Source organism: Methylophilus flavus (assembly GCF_042678905.1).
Classification (GTDB): Bacteria; Pseudomonadota; Gammaproteobacteria; order Burkholderiales; family Methylophilaceae; genus Methylophilus; species Methylophilus flavus.
This window is the reverse complement of the sequence record NZ_JBHTLN010000001.1, coordinates 428374-448117: the sequence shown is the minus strand read 5'-3', so window position 1 is coordinate 448117 and position 19744 is coordinate 428374. Positions and strand designations below refer to the sequence as shown.

The following is a 19744-nucleotide window of genomic DNA, read 5'->3' as shown; positions in this document are numbered from 1 at the left end:
TATATGGAACAATTGCCTTTACCTGCCGCCACACAAGCGACAGGAACCATCACCTTACCCGGCTCAAAAAGTATTTCCAACCGCACCCTGTTACTGGCAGCACTTTCTGAAGGTGTGACAGTGATTCGTGACCTGCTGGATTCAGATGACACGGCAAGAATGCTGGAAGCACTGCAATCACTGGGGGTGAAGCTGGAAAATATCGCTGACAATGCCTGGCGAGTCACTGGCTGTGCCGGCAACTTTCCGAATAAGCAGGCTGATTTGTTTTTAGGTAATGCAGGCACGGCATTCCGTCCGCTAACGGCAGCATTGGCTTTCTCAGACGGTAACTACCATTTGCATGGTGTGCCGCGCATGCACGAGCGCCCGATAGCTGATTTGGTGACAGCACTTAAGCAGGCAGGTGCAAAGGTCGACTACCTCGCTAATGAGGGCTACCCTCCCCTACAAATTTCACCCGCCACACTAGATGTCAGCATGCCGATTCAAATCCGTGGTGATGTCTCCAGCCAGTTTCTGACTGCTTTGCTCATGGCCTTGCCACTCACTGGCAAGGCAGCCACTATTGAAGTGGTTGGTGAGTTGATTTCAAAACCTTATATTGAAATTACGCTTAATCTGATGCAGCGTTTTGGTGTCAATGTAGCGCGCGATGGCTGGCAAAGCTTTCACATTCCGGCCGCTACAAGCTACCAATCCCCGGGCGAGATTTACGTTGAAGGCGATGCCTCGAGTGCTTCATACTTTATTGCTGCAGGTATTCTGGCTGGCGATGTCACCGTGCAAGGTGTGGGGCAGAAAAGTATCCAGGGCGACATTCTGTTTGCTGAAGCGGCCAAACTGATGGGTGGCCGTATCAGCTATGGCGACAACCATGTACGTGCAGAAAAAACAGGCGCGCTACAAGCAATCGACCTTGATTGTAACCATATTCCCGATGCCGCGATGACCTTGGCAGTGATGGCTGTGTTTGCGCAAGGCACCACGACCTTGCGCAACATCGCCAGCTGGCGCGTGAAAGAAACTGACCGCATCGCTGCCATGGCGACAGAGTTACGCAAAGTTGGCGCAACCGTCATTGAAGAAGCTGATGCAATCCACATAACGCCGCCGTTGAGACTGGTTGAAAATGCAGTGATCGATACTTACGATGACCACCGCATGGCCATGTGCTTTTCATTGATCAGCTTGGCCGGTGTGCCTGTTACGATTAATGACCCGAAATGTGTCGCTAAAACCTTTCCTGAATACTTTAAGGTGTTTGCCACTATTACACGTTAATCAGGCAACGTAAGCCCATTCGTGTTCATCTGCCTCTTTTATGGCCGCGTGAGCATGCTGATGATGGTTCCATGCCCGCTCGTGAAAATAAAATACGACTGTATTGATAGCAGGTTCAATAAGCGCCATCAGGCCGCCAATCAGAATACTGCCGGTGAGCAGGTAGGCAATGCTGAATGCCACACTGAAATGCAGGATAGCGAAAGAAAATGTTTTAATCATGCTGTGCCCCTTAATCGTTAGGCACATCATATAAAACCCGAGTTATTTAATCCAATTCATTGTTTTTAAGTATTTGATAAGCAAAATTTATGACTGAACAAACCCTATGGCCAGTGATTGCCATTGATGGACCCTCCGCTTCCGGCAAAGGCAGCGTCGCGGAACGTGTAGCCAAGGCATTTGGTTTTCATTATCTGGATTCTGGTGCCCTGTATCGATTGCTGGCTTATGCAGCTTACACACAGTCGGTTTCCTGGTCTGATGCGGCTAAACTGGCAGTTATCGTACCCTCTATGGATATCCGCTTCGAAGGCGGAGAGGTATTTTTAAACGGCGAACATGTCAGTGTCCATATTCGCAGCGAACAAATGGGTAAAGGCGCGTCTGAGGTTGCAGTTCATCCTGAGGTGCGCACAGCCTTGTTGCAAACGCAAAGAAACTTCCGCAAAGCGCCCGGCCTGGTGGGTGATGGACGAGACATAGGCTCTGTGATTTTTCCCGATGCTGCATTAAAAGTGTTTCTGACTGCAGGCGTAGAAACCCGCGCCCAGCGACGCTACGACCAGCTGATCAGTCGTGGCGACACTGCCGATTACGAGACTATCCTTGAAGATTTACGCCAGCGTGATTTGCGCGATACACAACGCTCTTCCGCGCCTTTGAAACAGTTGCCGGATGCCATGCTGGTGGATACCACGAAAATGAATATCGTCGAAGCCGTCGATATGATTGTGGAAGCCTTTAAAAAGACCGCCAAAAACACGTAAAAAACGCTTTAAGTCATTGAAGTCAATAATTTTTTTGTGTATAGTTCCAGATTCGCGTTATATTTGGCGCCAGCCGGATATGGCACTTTTTAACTTTATCCATTGACTGCTTTCTTTAGGTAGCAATGGCTCGTTTGGCAGCATGGGCTGTTTGGCGAGTAAAACTTGGACAATTTTTTAATGGCTTCTATTTCTAATACATCCTCCTCCATGGAATCTTTTGCAGCTCTCTTCGAAGAAAGCCTGGCCCGCCAGGAAATGCGCGCTGGTGAAGTAATCACCGCCGAAGTAGTGTCTGTAGACAATGATTTCGTGATTGTTAACGCTGGCCTTAAATCCGAAAGCGTGATTAATGCCGGTGAGTTCAAAAATGCCCAGGGCGAACTGGAAGTTGCTGTAGGCGACTTCGTTAAAGTGGCGATCGAAAAGCTGGAAGACGGTTTTGGTTCTACACAACTGTCTCGCGAAAAAGCGAAGAAAATGCAAGCATGGCTGGATCTGGAAGAAGCCATGAACGAAGGCCGTGTGGTTAAAGGCTTTGTCAGCAGCCGTGTTAAAGGTGGTTTGCGCGTTTCTGTCAGCGGCATCATGGCATTCCTGCCTGGCTCACTGGTAGACATCCGCCCTGTTAAAGACACTACTCCTTACGAAAACAAAGAATGGGACTTTAAAGTCATCAAACTTGACCGTAAGCGTAACAACATCGTGGTTTCACGCCGTGCTGTCATGGAAGACACATTAGGTGCTGACCGTGAAGCATTGTTGGGCAGCCTGACTGAAGGTGCTGTGATCAAAGGTATCGTTAAGAACATCACTGACTACGGCGCGTTCGTGGATCTGGGTGGTATCGATGGCCTGTTGCACATCACTGACTTGGCATGGCGCCGTGTGAAGCACCCGTCTGAGGTGTTGACTGTTGGTGAAGAAGTTGAAGCCAAGATCCTGAAATTCGACCAGGAGAAAAACCGTGTTTCTCTGGGTATCAAGCAATTGGGCGACGACCCATGGGTGGCATTGAGCCGCCGTTACCCGGTAGGTACACGCCTGTTCGGTAAAGTATCTAACCTGACTGACTACGGCGCGTTTGTAGAAGTAGAACCGGGCATTGAAGGTTTGGTACACGTGTCTGAAATGGATTGGACTAACAAGAACATCCATCCGGGCAAAATCGCTCAACTGGGCGACGAAGTAGAAGTGATGATCCTGGAAATCGACGAAGACCGTCGTCGTTTGTCACTGGGCATGAAACAGTGCAAACCAAACCCATGGGATGATTTCGCTGCTACGCACGCTAAAGGCGACAAAGTATCCGGCCAGATCAAGTCTATCACTGACTTTGGCGTGTTTATCGGTCTGCCAGGCGGTATTGATGGCCTGGTGCACTTGTCTGACCTGTCATGGACACAGTCTGGCGAAGAAGCGATCCGTAACTTCAAAAAAGGTGACGAGTTGCAAGCTGTTATCCTGGCAATTGACGTTGAGAAAGAGCGTATTTCTCTGGGCGTGAAACAATTGACTGAAGATCCAAGCGGCAACAGCGCACCTATCGGTGACGACAAAGGTGGCAAGCCAAAAGCTAAAAAAGCCAAAGCTGATGATGTAATGATCGATGAAGCTTCAGCAGGTACCACTAACCTGGGTGCTTTGTTGAAAGCTAAATTGGACAGCAAAAAATAATAAAGGCTTTAGGTCATGACTAGATCTGAACTTATCGATTTACTTGCACAGCGCTTTCCGCAATTAGTGCTGAAAGATGCCGAGTTATCTGTTAAAACCATCCTGGATGCGATGACAGAAAACCTGGCGACTGGCGAGCGTATAGAAATCCGTGGTTTTGGTAGCTTCAGCTTGAACTACCGCCCACCTCGGCTTGGACGCAATCCTAAAACTGGCACTAAAGTACAGGTGCCAGCCAAGTATGTGCCCCACTTCAAGGCAGGTAAAGAACTGCGCGACCGTGTGGACGCTATGGAGTAAATCAGCCTTTGCTGACAAGAACGGCATCTCTATGAGATGCCGTTTTTTTTGCCATGTTTTTTCTTAATGGCAAAGTGATGCCTTGGCTATATTCATGACACATCCATATTCATGCCAAGACCACAGGCGCTTAAGGTAAAATAGGCGCTATCTAAAAAAGAGACCTTGTATGCTGGTTGAATTTGAATATTGGTGGTTACTGATTTTGCCACTGTTTTTCACGCTGGGATGGATTGCGGCCCGGGTGGATATCAAGCAGTTGATTGCGGAATCGACCTCCCTGCCTGCGACTTATTTTAAAGGCCTGAACCTGCTGATTGCAGATCAGTACCATAAAGCGGTAGATGCTTTCAGTGAAGCGCTCTACCTGAATAAAGACTCCCTGGAATTGCATTTTGTATTGGGCAGCCTGTTCCGCCGCACAGGCGAAACTGACCGCGCCATCCATTTGCATATGAATTTGCTGGAAAATTACGAGCTGACTGAGCAACAGTCTACTTCAATCAAAGTCGAACTGGCGCAGGATTATTTTAAAGCCGGATTATATGACCGCGCAGAAGAACTGTTCCTGGCTTTGCGCCACACGCGTTATGAACAGGCCGCCTTACGCCATTTGCTGGAAATATATGTCAAAGAGCGTGAATGGTCGCAAGCCATTGCCATGGCCATTGAATTAGAAGGCTCATCCGGTATTTCTTACCGCAAAGAAATCGCCCAGTATTACTGCGAACTGGCGGTCAACGCCATTATTCAGCAGGATTGGCAGAATGCCAAAGACCTGCTTGCCCAAGCCCTGGATGCAAACAAAAACTGTGTGCGGGCCAATGTGTTATTAGGCGACATGGCAGCACAGCAGGAAGACCATGCCGCAGCGATTTCTTTCTGGAAAAGAATCGAAATGCAGGATCCGGAGTACCTGGGCCTTGTTGCGCAGAAAATGCTCAAAAGCTATGCGGGATTAAGCGACAGCGATGCGCAGACTGTCGGCAATACTTCCAAAGGGTTGAAAGAAGGGCTGGACCAGCTGAGCCAATACCTGGAGTCTTACCAGTTAAGCAGCATGATGTCTGTGTTGTACGAAGCCACTTTACAAGCCGAAGGGGCAGATACAGCCGCCAAGCTGGCGCGTAATGAACTGATACGTAAGCCTAGCTTAAAATCCCTGGATCAGTTGCTGCAAGCACGAGCCATGCTGGAAGATGAACAACATGATTTACAGCTCATGCAACAGACTGTCCGTAATGCCATTGGTGACCGTGCAGCGTACTACTGTGACCAGTGTGGTTTCCGCGCCAAGCAGTATCATTGGCAATGCCCGGCTTGTAATGCCTGGGAATCGCTACCTTCCGAGCCTACCGAAGCTACCATCCGTGATATTAAATTGCTTAAGCGCAAATAATCTTTTCTTCACTTTTTTTGTAGTGATCACACATGACTGATAGCAAAATTATTGTTGCCCTCGACTACGCTGATGCCGCATCCGCGCAAGCGCTGGTCGCTCGCCTGGACCCTGCATTGTGTAAATTAAAAGTCGGCAAAGAGTTATTTACCACAGCCGGGCCCGCATTCGTCGAGTCGCTGGTAAAACAACAATACGATGTGTTTCTTGACCTGAAATTTCATGATATTCCCAACACCGTGGCCAAGGCTTGCCAGGCGGCGGCGAATCTTGGGGTATGGATGCTCAATGTGCACGCCAGCGGCGGCCTGCCCATGATGCAGGCTGCGCAGGAAGGCCTGGATAAAGCATTTGGCGCAAAAGCCCCATTGTTGATAGCCGTGACCGTACTTACCAGTATGGATGAGCCAACCCTGCACACCCTGGGCATTCAGCGCTCTTTAAGTGATCATGTACTTGCACTGGCTACCTTGACACAGCAGGCCGGCTTACAGGGGGTCGTATGTTCTGCCCAGGAGGCAGCGATGCTTAAACAGGCTTTAGGCGCCACCTTCTGCCTTGTCACGCCAGGTATTCGTCCCGCGGATGCCAGCCAGGATGACCAGACACGGATTGTGACACCACAAGAAGCGATTGCACTGGGATCTCATTATCTGGTGATAGGCCGTCCGATTACGCAAGCGCCTGATCCCATTGTTGCATTAAACACAATTATTAAAAATATTTAACATTTATTAATTAAATTAAAGCCGCTATCTGAAACAGATGGCTACTGACCATTAGAATTAAATCAGGCTAAACAGGCCTGCTTTTATATTTTAATGATCAGGAGAAGCTATGAGATATATGTTTTTGGTTTATTTAATGTTGTTAGTGTTATCCCCTGCCGCTTATGCCACCGTGGATATCAATACCGCCAGCCAGGCGGAACTTGAGAGCCTGAATGGCATAGGCCCGGCCAAAGCACAGGCCATTATTGAATACAGGAAAAAGAATGGCGGCTTTAAAACGGTCGATGAACTGGATCAGGTTCCCGGGATTGGTCAAGCTACTCTCACCAACCTGAAGAAAGATATTAGCGTGGGATCCAAGAAAGCGACACCATCTGATGCAGTGAAAACGGATAAAACAACGGAGAAAAAGAAACCCTAATTCTTTGATGATAGCGTTTTCAACAACATGCAGTTTTCAATTTGAGATAGCTAAATTTATGATAAAAAAACACCCTCTTGGGTGTTTTTTTATTAGCGGAAACAGAACGTGACCCCATTGTTAAATGACGTCAGCTATCTGAACTGCTAAAACCAAGTGAGTTGAACGTTTGATGTAAGTTTGATAAACCAATGACACATAAAAAAAGCACCTCAAAGGTGCTTTTCATATTTGGCGGAGAGAGAGGGATTCGAACCCTCGATAGAGTTGCCCCTATGCCACCTTTCCAGGGTGGTGACTTAAACCGCTCATCCATCTCTCCGAAAGAAGGCGCGATTATAGCTGATTCCCAAAATCGCGCCAAATGTTTTATACCTGAATAATCCGATTATGAAAAAACGCGGTTTAACGCCGCTGCTACACCTGTAAGTGATTGAACTTTTCAGGATTAAACCAACTAACTCAGTTATCTTATAAATCATTAGAAACACTGGAAAAATGCTTGATTTTGTGGGTCTTAAGGGTTAATGTTTACCTCGTCAATCATTTGAAAAAGCCTTATTTCAAGCGGCTTGACAGATGATTTATCAGGTTATTGAGCACACGTTCAATATGGCGGTTTGGAGAGCAGTTCTGCTATAACATCTATATAAAAAGTACAGGAGTGATTATGAGTTTGGATCTATTGAAAGCCATGGGGGTTAAAGTCCCCTACAAGGCAAAATATGACAACTTTATTGGTGGCAAATGGGTTGCCCCAGTCAAAGGTGAGTATTTTGATGCTATTTCCCCGATTACCGGCAAGCCTTATACGCAGGCTGCCCGCTCCAGTGCTGAAGATGTTGAGTTGGCGTTGGATGCTGCTCATGCAGCTTCAGATAAATGGGCAAAAACACCTGCTGCAGAACGCTCTAATTTACTTCTGAAAATCGCAGACCGTATCGAGCAAAACCTGGAGTTGATCGCTACTGCAGAAACAATCGATAACGGTAAACCAATTCGTGAGACTATGAATGCGGATATTCCTTTAGCCGCTGACCACTTCAGGTATTTTGCCGGTGCTTTACGCGCGCAGGAAGGCAGTCTGAGCGAGCTGGACGAAAACACAGTGGCTTATCATTTCCATGAGCCACTGGGCGTGGTTGGTCAGATCATTCCCTGGAACTTCCCTATCTTGATGGCGGCCTGGAAACTCGCGCCAGCGATTGCTGCCGGCAACTGTGTGGTAATGAAACCGGCAGAATTCACCCCTATCAGTATCCTGATCTTGATGGAAGTGATTGGCGATATATTGCCGCCAGGTGTCATGAATATTGTGAACGGTTATGGCCGTGAAGTGGGCGCCCCGCTCTCTAACAGCAAACGTATCAATAAAATCGCCTTTACCGGTTCAACAGCGACTGGTCGCTTTATTGCTCAGGCAGCTGCCAGCAACCTGATTCCTGCCACATTGGAATTAGGTGGTAAATCGCCTAACATCTTCTTCGAAGACATCATGTCTGCCGATGATGACTTTCTCGACAAAGCAGTGGAAGGCCTGGTGCTGTTTGCCTTTAACCAGGGCGAAGTCTGTACCTGTCCATCACGTGCCCTGATTCAGGAGTCCATTTACGACAAATTCATGGAACGTGTATTGCCGCGCGTCGCCGCCATCAAGCAAGGTAACCCGCTGGATCCAAACACCATGATAGGTGCACAGGCTTCTCAAGACCAGATCAACAAGATCCTGTCTTATATGGATATCGGTAACCAGGAAGGTGCGCAATTGCTGTGCGGCGGTGAGCGCAACGTGCTTGGTGGCGATCTGGCAGAAGGTTACTACGTGAAGCCAACGCTGTTCAAAGGTCACAACAAAATGCGTATCTTCCAGGAAGAAATTTTCGGGCCGGTACTGGCAGTGACTACCTTTAAAGATGAAGCGGAAGCTTTGAGCATTGCCAATGACACCATCTTTGGCCTGGGTTCCGGCGTATGGTCACGCGATGGCAGCCGTGCTTACCGCATGGGCCGTGGCATTAAAGCGGGTCGTGTCTGGACCAACTGTTACCACGCTTACCCTGCCCACGCTGCTTTTGGTGGCTACAAAGAGTCAGGCATCGGTCGTGAAACGCACAAAATGATGCTAGACCACTACCAGCAGACTAAAAACCTGCTGGTCAGCTACAGCCCGAAAAAACTGGGTTTCTTTTAAGCTCAAGGTTGATCATCATTTGATCTAGAGTAGTTTGGAAAAAGGGGCGAAAAATTCGCCCCTTTTTTGTCTATCAGATGAACATGGAGGGGAAAACGATGACTGAACGACTTTCTGCAACACCCAGTGCGATCACGCTTATTGAGCAGCTGACTCAACAGCATGGCCCTATCGTATTCCTGCAATCTGGTGGCTGTTGCGAAGGAAGTGGCCCTATGTGTATGCCGGCTGCTGAATTCAGACCCAGCCCTTCTGATGTGAAACTTGGCGTGCTGGCTGGCGCTATTTTTTACATGGGTGATAGCCATTTCAGCTTTATGACGAATACGCATACTATCCTGGATGCGGTCCCAGGTTCCAGTGGTTCATTTTCACTGGAAGGCGGTAGTGGCTTTGCGTTCATTACCCGCGGACGCGTGTATAACGATGAAGAATTGGCAACTCTGCCTGCGGAAGAGCGTGTTGGCTATGTATAAACAAAAAAGGGCCAAACGGCCCTTTTTATTTAGTGTAAACTCAGCTTAAAAGCCTAAGCTATCCAGCAAGTCATCAACCTGTTCCTGGTTTGAAACCACATCCACTTTATTGTGTGGATCAATTTGCGGACCATTGAGCAATGAGTCTGAAGACTCCTCTTTTTTGGCACCTGGTGAAAAATCCAGCAGTACTTGTACCAGCTGCCCTTCCAGTTCTTGCACAAGAGTAGTGATTTTTTTGATCACTTGACCTGTCAAATCCTGGAAATCCTGCGCCATCATGATATCCATCAGCAATGATTTGGTTGCTGTCGTATTTTTATCTGCCAGGGAAAGGTAATCAAGCGTTTCATGCACGACTAAATCGTATTCTGATTTGAGTGCGGACTTGGCCATCACCGCTTTCCAGCGATCCTGCAATGCATGGGCACGATCGGCCATTTCTGTTTGCAATGGCGTAGCCTGATCAGTGGCATTCAGCACACGTTCTGCGGCCTGCTCCGTCATTTTGGCTACATAGTTCAACCGGTCACGCGCATTCGGTATTTCCTGTGCCACTTGTTCTAAAACCTTGTCGTAACCTAATGCACTCAAGCTGTCATGCAGCGAACGTGTCATTTGGCCAATCCGGCTAATCATTTCTTCTTGTTGATTACCGTTCAGGTTTTGCATCATGGCAGAAGCCATATCTACCACGATGTTGTCTTGTTTCGGATTGACAGCCTCGGTCATGATTAAGCCTCGCCTTTTTCCAATTTCTCAAAAATCTTCGATAATTTTTCTTCCAGCGTGGCGGCCGTAAAAGGTTTAACTACGTATCCGTTGGCTTTGGCTTGTGCGGCGGCGATGATGTTTTCCTTCTTTGCTTCTGCCGTCACCATCAACACCGGCAATTTGGATAACTTGGCATCTGCACGAATATTCTGCAGCATGGTCAGTCCATCCATGTTTGGCATGTTCCAGTCAGATACGACAAATTCGAAATCACCGCTACGCAGCTTGCTCAATGCATCAGCGCCATCTTCGGCCTCTTCAACATTGTTGTAACCCAGCTCTTTAAGCAGGTTACGCACAATTCTGCGCATGGTGGAAAAGTCATCAACCACCAGAAATCTAGTATTCGGATTGCCCATTTATTACTCCGCTATCTTTAGTGACGTATTCATATCTACCATTATCACTCCATCTCGCATAAATACTAGCGATAATAAAGCCCTGATTTGCCTGCTTATTCTTTGAAGTCTTATACACGCAAGGCGCGTTCACTATTCGTTGCCAGATAATGTAACACTAACCTTGGCAGGTCTTTCAGATGTGCGACTTCCTGCACACCGCCATGCGCGACTGCTTCACGTGGCATGCCGTAGACAACACAGCTTTCTTCATTCTGTGCAAAGTTGTACGCGCCGGACTCTTTCATGCGTAGCATGCCAACCGCGCCGTCTTTACCCATGCCGGTCATGATGATGCCAATGGCATTTTTACCGGCGTGCACGGCTGCAGAATCAAACAATACATCTACAGAGGGTTTGTGTCTATTTACAGGCTCGCTGTCAGACAGGCGGGTGACGTAGTTGGCACCGCTTCTGGCCAGCAGCAAATGTTTATCACCCGGCGCGATATAGGCATGTCCCGGCAATATCCGCTCGCCATCCACCGCTTCTTTGACTGAAATCTTACACAGGCTGTCCAAACGGGCAGCGAAGGATTTGGTAAACCCTGCTGGCATGTGTTGCGTGATTAACACGCCAGGACAGTCTGAAGGCATTTGCATCAAGAAAGCTTTGATTGCTTCTGTACCGCCAGTCGAGGCACCGATGATCAATAATTTCTCACTACTGATCAAGGGGTTGCGGATAGCATTTTGTACCTGCCCCCCTGCTGCTGACGCTTTGGCAATATGCTGCAATGTGCTGACTTTGGCTTTGGCCGCCGTGCGTATCTTGTCGGTAATTTCATCGGCATATTGCTGCATGCCCTGGGAGATACCCATTTTAGGCTTGGTGACGAAATCTGTGGCGCCAAGTTCGAGCGCACGCAATGTGATTTCGGAACCCTTTTCTGTCAGTGTCGATACCATCAATACCGGCATAGGGCGCAAGCGCATGAGTTTCTCAAGGAAATCCAGCCCGTCCATCCTTGGCATTTCCACATCCAGCGTCAGGACATCCGGATTCAACTGCTTGATCATCTCACGCGCCACCAGCGGGTCTGGCGCGGCACCGATGACTTCAAGGTCTTTGGTATCGTTAATAAGTTCAGTCAGCAAGCTGCGTATCAGCGCTGAATCATCAATGACTAACACTTTCGTTTTCATATGATTTCCTTTTTATAATTATTATTATCAAAACAAATCGATATCGCCGCCCACATCGTTGGTTTTCAGCTTGCTTGAGTAAGCCTGCTCGCGTTTTACCAAGGTGTAGTTGTTCAGCTGCTTGAGTTTCTTGACCAGCACTTTGCCGGTTTTGGGGAAATAGTAAACTTTGCGTGGATAGATATCCAGCAGGTCTTCCCCGGTCACTTTAATACCTTCATCCTTGAGGTATTGCTTCACAAAAGCCGCATTGCGATCACCGACGTTATTGGTGGTGAAACTGCGCAAAACATTGCCGCCGCCAAATATCTTGGCTTCCAGGTTTTCTCGCCTGGCGCCATTTCTCAACAACTGGTTAATCAGCACTTCCATGGCATAAGTGCCATAACGCATGGATTCTGAAACAGGGCTATCACGGTCGGCACTGCCACTCTCAGGCAACATGAAATGATTCATGCCGCCAATGCCGGATCTGGTATCGCGGATACAGGCAGAGACGCATGAGCCAAGCACGGTGACGATCAGCATATCCTTGTCGGTGTAATAATACTCTCCAGGAGAGATTTTGGCCGCGTCGCAATTAAACGTTCTGTCAAAGTAGAGGGTGTTTGCAATATCTTCTTGTGAAACACTCATGACTATTTCCGATTCATTAACAGGCTGGAACGAGCCGCGCCATTAGTTTTTAGTTTATAGACGGTTTTACCAAGCAATTGCAGCTGGTTAGACACATAGAGGAAGTTCTCCGAGTGCCCGGCCAGCAACAAGCTGTCTTCATTCATCAGTGTGATAAATTTCTCAATAATTTTGCTTTGGGTGGGCTTGTCAAAATAGATCATGACATTGCGGCAGAAGATCACATCATAGGCCTCACGAAAAGGCCATTGCTGATCCAGCAGGTTGAGCTGGTGAAAGTGAATCAAATCGCGTACCGCTTTTTTAACCCTGACCAACCCATCATGCTTGGCAGTGCCTTTTTCAAAGAACTTGCGCAGTCTGGGTTCGTCCATTTTCTTGATGCGATCAATCGGGTATACACCCGCGCTCGCCGTCGCTAATACATTGGTATCTATGTCTGTCGCAATAATTTCTACCGGGGGCTTAAGCGAATTAAATGCCTCACACGCGGTGATGGCAATCGAATAAGGCTCTTCACCGGTCGAAGCCGCAGAACACCAGATACGAATTGGTTTTGCATGCTTGTGTAAAGAAGCAAGCCTGGTCAAATGTTCAGCCAGGATGGGAAAGTGATGCTCTTCCCTGAAAAAAGAGGTCAGGTTGGTGGTCAGTGCATTGGTAAATGCCTGCCATTCTTCTGAAGTCTGGTGCTGTTCCAGTTTATCCAGATACAGCTTGAAACTTTGCATATCGAGTGCACGTAAACGTCTGCCTATACGGCTGTACACCATGTCCGTCTTTGCATCGGACAATGAAATGCCTGCATGGCGATAAATCAGACTTTTAATTCTGACGAAATCATCGCGCGTAAACAAAAACTCGCGATCTTCTTGTTCTTGTTTTTTCAAGGCAGTCACTTCGTTATCCTATGCAAATCCGTCAGGTTCCATTAGCTTGAATTAAGCCTTGGTCGTGTTAATGCGATCTTTCATCTGGTTGATAGCCAACTCGATCTGTTTCTCTTCACGGGCTTTGCTTTCAGCACTTGTGCGTGCATATTTGCTACGCTCTTGCATTTGAGTGATGGCCAAAGCAGCAGCAGTGTCATCCGCACGACGGTTTTGTGCTTCTGGTGTTTGTGCTGCAAACGGGTGCAATGCTTCTTTGTATTGTTTTACTACATCAGCGGCTTTAGGCTCGCGGGCGATAGCGGCTTTCAGTGCGATTTTTGTTGCGCGGTAGTTCCAGTCCTGGATACGGTCATCCATATCTGCTTTGCTGTCGATAAATACGCCTACGCAAATAAATACGTCATCGGCTTCTTCCAACGGGATGGTGCCATCAGCAACGCAATCCATCACAGCCATGGCCACGCCACGTTGTGCTGGGCCAAACATCTGGGTAGCCTGGCGACCATCTTTAATGGTGACCTTGTTGAACATCACAGTGTTTGGTTTTACCATCATGTTTGGCGCTGCAATCGCCAATAAACCGTTTACTCCTTGTTTTTGATCGGTGAGCGTACGACAAAATGCGTCTTCTGCAGCGCTACCGCGTGGTCCTAAAATCAAGTCAATGTGGGCCACATTTTTTAAATCCAGACCACCTTCAGGACGGTCCTCGATGACCAAGCCTTCGCCAATCAATACTCTATCAATCACTGCCATTTTTATGCTCCTGTTAATTATTAAAAGTACTACTTATAAAGGGCTTACAGCGTGCCCTATCCGTTACTGACTTGACGGAAATCTTCCGACCAGCCGGTATTCTTGTGACGCGAATCCTTCGCGTTGCCATCTACAATGAACACGCTCACCGCTGTTGCCAGCTCGTTCGCGTGATCCATCAGTGATTCGGCAGCCGCCGCAGCCTCTTCGACCAAGGCGGTATTTTGTTGTGTGACATCGTCCATGCGGATCACGGCATCATTCACCAGTGCAATCCCCTGGCTTTGCTCGTTAGAAGCAGAGGCAATCTCGCCAATGATGATGCTGACACGTTTTACAGAGTCTACAATTTCATGCATGGTTTTACCGGCTTCTTCAACCTGGCGACTACCTTCTGCAGTCTTGTTGACCGAGTCGTTGATTAATTCTTTAATTTCACGGGCAGCCACTGAAGAGCGCTGGGCAAGATTACCCACCTCTGCCGCCACCACTGCAAATCCACGGCCTTGTTCGCCGGCACGTGCGGCTTCAACAGCAGCATTCAGTGCCAGGATATTGGTTTGGAAAGCAATGCTGTCGATGACCGAAATAATGTCTTCAATCTTGTGCGCACTTTCGTTAATGTCACTCATCGTATTAACCACAGCATTGACTGCACTACCACCTTTTACAGCCACTTGCGACGCTTGGGCCGCCAGCTCGTTAGCCTGCTTGGCGTTTTCCGCATTCTGTTTAACAGTGGAAGACAGTTCATCCATGCTGGATGCTGTTTTTTCAAGGTTGGCTGCCTGGTCTTCAGTACGACGGCTTAGGTCGGCATTGCCCTGGGCAATTTCCTTGGCTGCAATATTGATGGATTCAGCGGCGGTTTTTACAGTCAATACCGGTTCAACAATCATATCCAGCGTGTTGTTCATACCTTGAACAATCCTGCGGTAATCGCCTGGATGACGGCTAGCATCGGCACGTACAGTGACGCGCCCTTCTTTGGCTGCTTCAGCCAGCATTTCTGCATCATGGTTCAATGCTTTCAGGTTGCTACGTACTTTCTCGATAATCAGGTTGATATCGGCTTTCTGGCCTGGGAACTGTTCCAAAGGCGCATCGAAATTACCATCACCAAAGGCTTTCACACAGGCCATGGCTTTTTGGTTTAACTCAATATGACCGGTGACAATCTTGTTAATAGAGTCAGCTAATACTGAGAACTGGCCTTTAAACATATCCGCACGCAGCGTCATGTCGATATTGCCTTTTTCGTGCTCGGTGTTTACCCAGTTGACAGAATCTACAATGCCTTTGAGGTTGCCGCGGATACGGTCAACACTCTTGTTCATCGCTGCTTTTTTACCTGGCATAGGCTCAAGTTGGGCAGTTAAATCACCGCGTCCTATGCTATCCATCACGGCGATAAATTTGTCGGTTTCGCCTACATAGGCAGACACCATATTGTTGATGCCTGTAGCGACCAGTTTAAAGTCGCCATCGAACTTAACGATTTCGAGGAGAGTATCGGATTCGCCTGCTGCATGCGCAGAGGCCATTTTTTCCATTTCTGTAATCAGGCCTTTGACGTTGGTTTTTAAACCGTCAAAATGATGATTCAGTTCGGAGAGGTCACCAGGCAAGGTATCCAGTTGCGTATCGAAATTGCCCTGGCTTAGCGCCAGCATAGAGTGACTGGTTTTTTCCAGCAGCTCGGCAGGCAGCGCCAGTATTTGGTTGATTCCTTGCGCGATATTGCGATATTCGCCATTAAATTGTGCAAGATTAATTGTCTTCTTTAAATTGCCATTGGCGTGTTCGGCAGAAATCAATGCAATTTGCTGAGCCAGACTATTTAATGAGCCTTTAGCCTGATGCAATGCGCTCAGTACATTTTCGCCACCTGCGTCAACAGCATCATCTGCAGTGTTGAAATCGCCATCAGCAATTTCTTGTGCGGTCGCTAATACTTTAGCGGCTTCACCACCCAGATTACGTTTGACACTCAGTACCAGCAATGTGCCTAACGCCATATTGCCCACAATTAAACCTGTCACCAGGCCACTGTGTGACACACTGACTACAGCCCCTACACCTGATACAGCAAGCAATAAGCCTAATTGAGACGACAATTTCAAACGACCAAACTTGCCTGTTAATGCACCCAATTTCTCTGACAACATGTTGTCACTCCTTATTTTTTGATTTCCAAAATCCCTGTTAAATGGATGGTTTGTACTATTTATCGGTTTATGGTGGTCATTATTAAGGAACTTGCCTGGATTTAAATGATGCGAAAAAAGGGGAAACTCCGTTCTATTTTGGTAATTGCAAAGCTAAAGAAAACCAGAAATGTGACGTAGGTAAATGCGACATTGCTATCGCAATAACAATACGTAAACATCTAAAATACACCCTTTGACATGTCTTTACAAATAAAAAAGCCGACCTTATTTTGGTCGGCTTTTTATGCTTCAGTACCTATAGCTAAAACTCTTCCCAGTCACTATCGTCCGTGCCCGTACGTTTGGCGGCATTAGACTTTACCGGTGGTGGGCTACTGCTGCCTCCGGATGCCGACTTGCCAAATCCACTTTCTGAGCCTGACCTGGGCGTATAGCCGCTACTCTTTTGTGCAGTATGCTGACTCGATGCTATCTTCACCGTTGACGGTCTGGCTGCCGGTTTATGCGTCACCGCATGCCCGCCACCAAAGCTCTTGCCTTCCAGTTTGAACTGGCTGATGGCGTCAGCCAGCTGGTTAGCCTGGTCTACCAGAGATTCAGCGGCAGCTGCGGCTTCTTCAACCAGGGCCGCATTCTGTTGCGTGGTTTCATCCATGCTGGTCACCGCCTGGTTGACCTGGTCAATACCGGTGGTCTGCTCGGCAGAAGCGGCCGAGATCTCACTGATGATGTCAGCCACACGTTGTACAGAAGACACCACATCTTCCATGGTGCTACCGGCATTCTCAACCAGTCGCGTACCTTCAGTGGTTTTATTCACTGAGTCTGTGATCAACTCTTTAATTTCCTTCGCTGCACTGGCTGAGCGTTGTGCCAAATTACGCACTTCACCCGCGACCACTGCGAAGCCTCTGCCCTGCTCACCTGCACGGGCGGCTTCCACCGCTGCGTTCAAGGCCAGGATATTGGTCTGGAAGGCAATACCGTCAATCACGGAGATAATGTCTTCAATCTTCTTGGCGCTATCGTTAATGGCACTCATGGTCGCGACGACTTCGTTGACCACGGCACCGCCTTTGACAGCCACATCAGAAGCAGTCAATGCCAGCTGGTTCGCCTGTTTGGCGTTCTCGGCATTCTGTTTCACGGTTGAAGCCAGTTCTTCCATGCTGGCAGCGGTTTGTTCCAGGCTGGACGCTTGCTGTTCCGTACGGGCTGACAGGTCGGCGTTACCGCTGGAGATTTCATTGGCTGCTGTAGTGATGGTTTCTACGGCTTCGGTCACGGCAATGATAGGGTCTACCACCATATCCAGGGTGCTGTTGACACCTTCGATAATCTTGCGGAAGTCACCCTGGTGCTTGTCAGCGTCGGCACGTACGGTAATACGGCCTTCACCGGCAGCTTCGGCCAGCAGATTCGTGTCTGCAACCAGGTTGTTCACTGCTGTGATACTGGTGTTCAGGTTATCAATAATCTGGCTGTAGTCGCCAGGATAATGATCGGTAATCTTGGCTGGGATATGACCACGGGCAATATTCTCCAGGTACTCTGAAGTCACTGTCAGTGGTTTCACAACCGCATCCAGCGTGCTGTTCAGGCCATCAATCACTTTACGGAAGTCGCCATTGTGCTTGCCGGCATCTGCACGGGTAGACAAGGCACCGTTTTGCGCAGCTGCTGCCAGTTCGTTGGCATCTGCCACCAGTGCATTCACAGCATCGATACACGTATTCAGGTTATTGATGATCAGGCTGTAATCGCCCTGGTATTGCTCGGTGATCTTGGCCGGGATATCTCCCTTGGCAATGTTATCCAGATAGCTGGAAGTCACATTCAACGGCTTCACGATGGCATCCAGTGTGCTGTTCAGACCTTCCACGATTGTGCGGAAATCGCCTTTATGCGTACTTGCATCCACCCTTGCAGTTAAACGACCTTCAACAGCCGCATGCGCCAGTTCATCTGCATCACTCACCAGAAGTTTGATATTGCCGCGCACCTGTTCAATGGCTTCGTTGACAAAGGCTTTTTTGCCCGGAAACTGCTTCAATGGCGCATCCAGGTTACCTTCACCAAATGCTTTTACCACTTCAATCGCTTCCTTGTTCATGGCAATGTGGCCAGCGACCATTTTATTGATGCCTGCGGCCATTTCGCCATAACCACCTTTAAAACGGGTTTGGTCTACTGTGCAATCGATATCGCCTTCGTCATGTTGCTGGCTGACATAGTTAAGGGATTGCACCAGGCCATCCAGCGTTTTTTGCAAGGTGCGGATGGAATAGGCCACACTGCTCTTGTCAGTGTCTGGCAAAGTAATTTTCTGGTTCAGGTTGCCTTCAACAAAGTTGCGCGCAATCACGCCCAGCTCAGTTGGCTCCATACCCAGTTGTGCACGCAAGCGTTTGGTAATCAATACTCCTGTCACCACAATGACAGACAGGCACAGCAAGGCAATCGCAGCGGATTGCCACAAGGCTTTCTGCTTAATGGCGGCGGCATTCTCAGCATGCACTTTACTGATCTTCTGGTTATACACCATATGATCATCCAGCTTATTAGCCAGATCAACGGCTACTTTATCGGCAGCTTGCAGAAGGCTGGCCGCTTCAGGCGAACCGGCATCGGACAAAGCAAGCACACGCGTCATCTGGTCGAAGTATCCCGCCAGCATATTCTGCTCTTGCGTGAACATTTCCTTGTCAGTGCTATCGCTGGTCAGGTCTTTGTAGTTATTCATCGCTTCTTCAACTACTTTACGACGTTCCTGGATCTGCCCGGCCAGCTTTGCTTTTTCTGCCGGTGTCGTCGCAGATACATGTCGCAGCAGGTTCAGGCGCAAACGCTGGTAGAAGTTCTCGGCTTTGGAAAGCTCAAGAATACTGGGAATGCTGTTCGCATTTGCCTGATTGGTAAATTCATACACCTTGACCACCTGGGTTAAGGTAAAACCGATCAAGATCACCATTGCGACCGCGCAGGAGGCGATCAGCAGGTACATTCGTTTGGCTATCGTCATACAAATTCCTAAGCAAATTAACTGACAAATTCAGTTTTATATCGCTGAATTATGGCAAAAATACACTGAATAATATGCGGCTATGAGAGAGGCTTTTACCCGCCAGATCTCAGTCGTGCATGATTAAAAACAACTACTGTTTGCAGTTGATTCCGGCAAGCGCAGAATTCACTGTTTACGTATCGTTTATAACGACTGTTTTGCGGGGAAACTTGAGGGAAAACGGATGATTTAGTGATTAAATCCAATGATTTTGATTAGAAAAAACAGCATTCTGGGGAATGGCTTTTTTACAACAAATTGATGACTGGAAAATTTAAAAAACAGATGCCTGATGTTAACTTCTCCAACGGTAGAAATAGAAAAAGCTACCAGCGCTGGCTGGTAGCTTTTTTTGTTAAAGCGGGTAACCAATCACGGCGGATGCCCACAACAAAAAACCTTCATGCAATGTCTCTAGAACTTCACGTAACTTTCTTGT

At 48.1% G+C, this 19744-nt stretch carries 18 protein-coding genes and 1 tRNA gene; 9 read left to right on the top strand and 10 right to left on the bottom strand.

The genetic code is table 11. The features are described 5' to 3' along the window. Positions 1-3: 3 nt before the first annotated feature. A complete protein-coding gene (gene aroA, locus ACFQ2T_RS02110) occupies positions 4-1284 on the top strand; it encodes a 3-phosphoshikimate 1-carboxyvinyltransferase (RefSeq protein WP_379029834.1) in 1281 nt (426 codons plus the stop codon). Here the strand turns inward: aroA and ACFQ2T_RS02105 are convergent, their stop codons facing one another. Next, entirely contained in the window at positions 1285-1506 is a 222-nt protein-coding gene (locus tag ACFQ2T_RS02105; protein WP_379029831.1) for a DUF2061 domain-containing protein, read from the bottom strand. An 89-nt stretch (positions 1507-1595) separates the two neighbouring features. Between ACFQ2T_RS02105 and cmk the strand changes: the two genes are divergently transcribed. From cmk to ACFQ2T_RS02075, 6 genes are all read left to right on the top strand, one after another. Beyond that, a complete protein-coding gene (gene cmk / locus ACFQ2T_RS02100) occupies positions 1596-2273 on the top strand; it encodes a (d)CMP kinase (protein WP_379029828.1) in 678 nt (225 codons plus the stop codon). 180 nt (positions 2274-2453) lie between these two features. Continuing rightward, complete coding sequence (gene rpsA / locus ACFQ2T_RS02095; protein WP_379029825.1) at positions 2454-3950, top strand: 30S ribosomal protein S1; 1497 nt, start codon at positions 2454-2456, stop codon at positions 3948-3950. 15 nt (positions 3951-3965) lie between these two features. After that, on the top strand, positions 3966-4250 hold the full coding sequence (locus ACFQ2T_RS02090; RefSeq protein WP_379029822.1) for an integration host factor subunit beta: 285 nt from the start codon (positions 3966-3968) through the stop codon (positions 4248-4250). A gap of 169 nt (positions 4251-4419) precedes the next feature. Next, positions 4420-5649: a lipopolysaccharide assembly protein LapB gene (gene lapB / locus ACFQ2T_RS02085; RefSeq protein ID WP_379029820.1), complete on the top strand. Its 1230-nt coding sequence runs from the start codon at positions 4420-4422 to the stop codon at positions 5647-5649. A gap of 32 nt (positions 5650-5681) precedes the next feature. Then, positions 5682-6377, top strand: a complete 696-nt coding sequence (gene pyrF, locus ACFQ2T_RS02080) for an orotidine-5'-phosphate decarboxylase (protein WP_379029817.1) — start codon at positions 5682-5684, stop codon at positions 6375-6377. Between the two features lie 109 nt (positions 6378-6486). Then, the gene (locus tag ACFQ2T_RS02075; RefSeq protein WP_379029815.1) at positions 6487-6801 is read left to right on the top strand and encodes a ComEA family DNA-binding protein; all 315 of its coding nucleotides are present in this window, start codon (positions 6487-6489) and stop codon (positions 6799-6801) included. A gap of 232 nt (positions 6802-7033) precedes the next feature. Here the strand turns inward: ACFQ2T_RS02075 and ACFQ2T_RS02070 are convergent. Beyond that, positions 7034-7123 (bottom strand) — tRNA-Ser (locus ACFQ2T_RS02070). 348 nt (positions 7124-7471) lie between these two features. Here ACFQ2T_RS02070 and exaC point away from each other — a divergent pair. Both exaC and ACFQ2T_RS02060 read left to right on the top strand, forming a co-directional pair. Beyond that, complete coding sequence (exaC, locus tag ACFQ2T_RS02065) at positions 7472-8992, top strand: acetaldehyde dehydrogenase ExaC (protein ID WP_379029813.1); 1521 nt, start codon at positions 7472-7474, stop codon at positions 8990-8992. A gap of 98 nt (positions 8993-9090) precedes the next feature. Further along, positions 9091-9468 (top strand): DUF779 domain-containing protein, encoded by a 378-nt coding sequence (locus ACFQ2T_RS02060; protein WP_379029811.1) that lies wholly within the window; start codon positions 9091-9093, stop codon positions 9466-9468. 45 nt (positions 9469-9513) lie between these two features. On the opposite strand, the gene cheZ is transcribed toward ACFQ2T_RS02060, so the two are convergent. From cheZ to ACFQ2T_RS02020, 8 genes are all read right to left on the bottom strand, one after another. After that, positions 9514-10200 carry a protein phosphatase CheZ gene (cheZ, locus tag ACFQ2T_RS02055; RefSeq protein WP_379029808.1) on the bottom strand — a complete coding sequence of 229 codons (687 nt, stop codon included), beginning with the start codon at positions 10198-10200 and terminating at the stop codon, positions 9514-9516. Between the two features lie 2 nt (positions 10201-10202). Then, a complete protein-coding gene (cheY, locus tag ACFQ2T_RS02050; protein WP_379029805.1) occupies positions 10203-10601 on the bottom strand; it encodes a chemotaxis response regulator CheY in 399 nt (132 codons plus the stop codon). Between the two features lie 110 nt (positions 10602-10711). Then, the gene (locus ACFQ2T_RS02045; protein WP_379029802.1) at positions 10712-11785 is read right to left on the bottom strand and encodes a protein-glutamate methylesterase/protein-glutamine glutaminase; all 1074 of its coding nucleotides are present in this window, start codon (positions 11783-11785) and stop codon (positions 10712-10714) included. Positions 11786-11812: 27 nt separating this feature from the next. After that, entirely contained in the window at positions 11813-12421 is a 609-nt protein-coding gene (gene cheD, locus ACFQ2T_RS02040; protein WP_379029799.1) for a chemoreceptor glutamine deamidase CheD, read from the bottom strand. A gap of 2 nt (positions 12422-12423) precedes the next feature. Next, the gene (locus ACFQ2T_RS02035) at positions 12424-13320 is read right to left on the bottom strand and encodes a CheR family methyltransferase (protein WP_379029797.1); all 897 of its coding nucleotides are present in this window, start codon (positions 13318-13320) and stop codon (positions 12424-12426) included. 42 nt (positions 13321-13362) lie between these two features. Beyond that, positions 13363-14070, bottom strand: coding sequence for a formaldehyde-activating enzyme (gene fae / locus ACFQ2T_RS02030; protein WP_379029794.1), 708 nt, complete (start codon positions 14068-14070; stop codon positions 13363-13365). A 56-nt stretch (positions 14071-14126) separates the two neighbouring features. After that, the gene (locus ACFQ2T_RS02025) at positions 14127-16238 is read right to left on the bottom strand and encodes a methyl-accepting chemotaxis protein (protein ID WP_379029791.1); all 2112 of its coding nucleotides are present in this window, start codon (positions 16236-16238) and stop codon (positions 14127-14129) included. A 304-nt stretch (positions 16239-16542) separates the two neighbouring features. Then, positions 16543-19263 carry a methyl-accepting chemotaxis protein gene (locus ACFQ2T_RS02020; RefSeq protein WP_379029788.1) on the bottom strand — a complete coding sequence of 907 codons (2721 nt, stop codon included), beginning with the start codon at positions 19261-19263 and terminating at the stop codon, positions 16543-16545. Positions 19264-19744 lie beyond the last annotated feature (481 nt).

Coding starts and splice junctions, on each gene's coding strand:
- ACFQ2T_RS02090 (WP_379029822.1), top strand. CDS start 3,966: ATGACTAGATCTGAACTTATCGATTTACTTGCACAGCGCTTTCCGCAA.
- cheZ (WP_379029808.1), bottom strand. CDS start 10,200: ATGACCGAGGCTGTCAATCCGAAACAAGACAACATCGTGGTAGATATG.
- ACFQ2T_RS02025 (WP_379029791.1), bottom strand. CDS start 16,238: ATGTTGTCAGAGAAATTGGGTGCATTAACAGGCAAGTTTGGTCGTTTG.
- rpsA (WP_379029825.1), top strand. CDS start 2,454: ATGGCTTCTATTTCTAATACATCCTCCTCCATGGAATCTTTTGCAGCT.
- ACFQ2T_RS02060 (WP_379029811.1), top strand. CDS start 9,091: ATGACTGAACGACTTTCTGCAACACCCAGTGCGATCACGCTTATTGAG.
- ACFQ2T_RS02105 (WP_379029831.1), bottom strand. CDS start 1,506: ATGATTAAAACATTTTCTTTCGCTATCCTGCATTTCAGTGTGGCATTC.
- cmk (WP_379029828.1), top strand. CDS start 1,596: ATGACTGAACAAACCCTATGGCCAGTGATTGCCATTGATGGACCCTCC.
- aroA (WP_379029834.1), top strand. CDS start 4: ATGGAACAATTGCCTTTACCTGCCGCCACACAAGCGACAGGAACCATC.
- fae (WP_379029794.1), bottom strand. CDS start 14,070: ATGGCAGTGATTGATAGAGTATTGATTGGCGAAGGCTTGGTCATCGAG.
- lapB (WP_379029820.1), top strand. CDS start 4,420: ATGCTGGTTGAATTTGAATATTGGTGGTTACTGATTTTGCCACTGTTT.
- cheD (WP_379029799.1), bottom strand. CDS start 12,421: ATGAGTGTTTCACAAGAAGATATTGCAAACACCCTCTACTTTGACAGA.
- exaC (WP_379029813.1), top strand. CDS start 7,472: ATGAGTTTGGATCTATTGAAAGCCATGGGGGTTAAAGTCCCCTACAAG.
- pyrF (WP_379029817.1), top strand. CDS start 5,682: ATGACTGATAGCAAAATTATTGTTGCCCTCGACTACGCTGATGCCGCA.
- cheY (WP_379029805.1), bottom strand. CDS start 10,601: ATGGGCAATCCGAATACTAGATTTCTGGTGGTTGATGACTTTTCCACC.
- ACFQ2T_RS02020 (WP_379029788.1), bottom strand. CDS start 19,263: ATGACGATAGCCAAACGAATGTACCTGCTGATCGCCTCCTGCGCGGTC.
- ACFQ2T_RS02045 (WP_379029802.1), bottom strand. CDS start 11,785: ATGAAAACGAAAGTGTTAGTCATTGATGATTCAGCGCTGATACGCAGC.
- ACFQ2T_RS02075 (WP_379029815.1), top strand. CDS start 6,487: ATGAGATATATGTTTTTGGTTTATTTAATGTTGTTAGTGTTATCCCCT.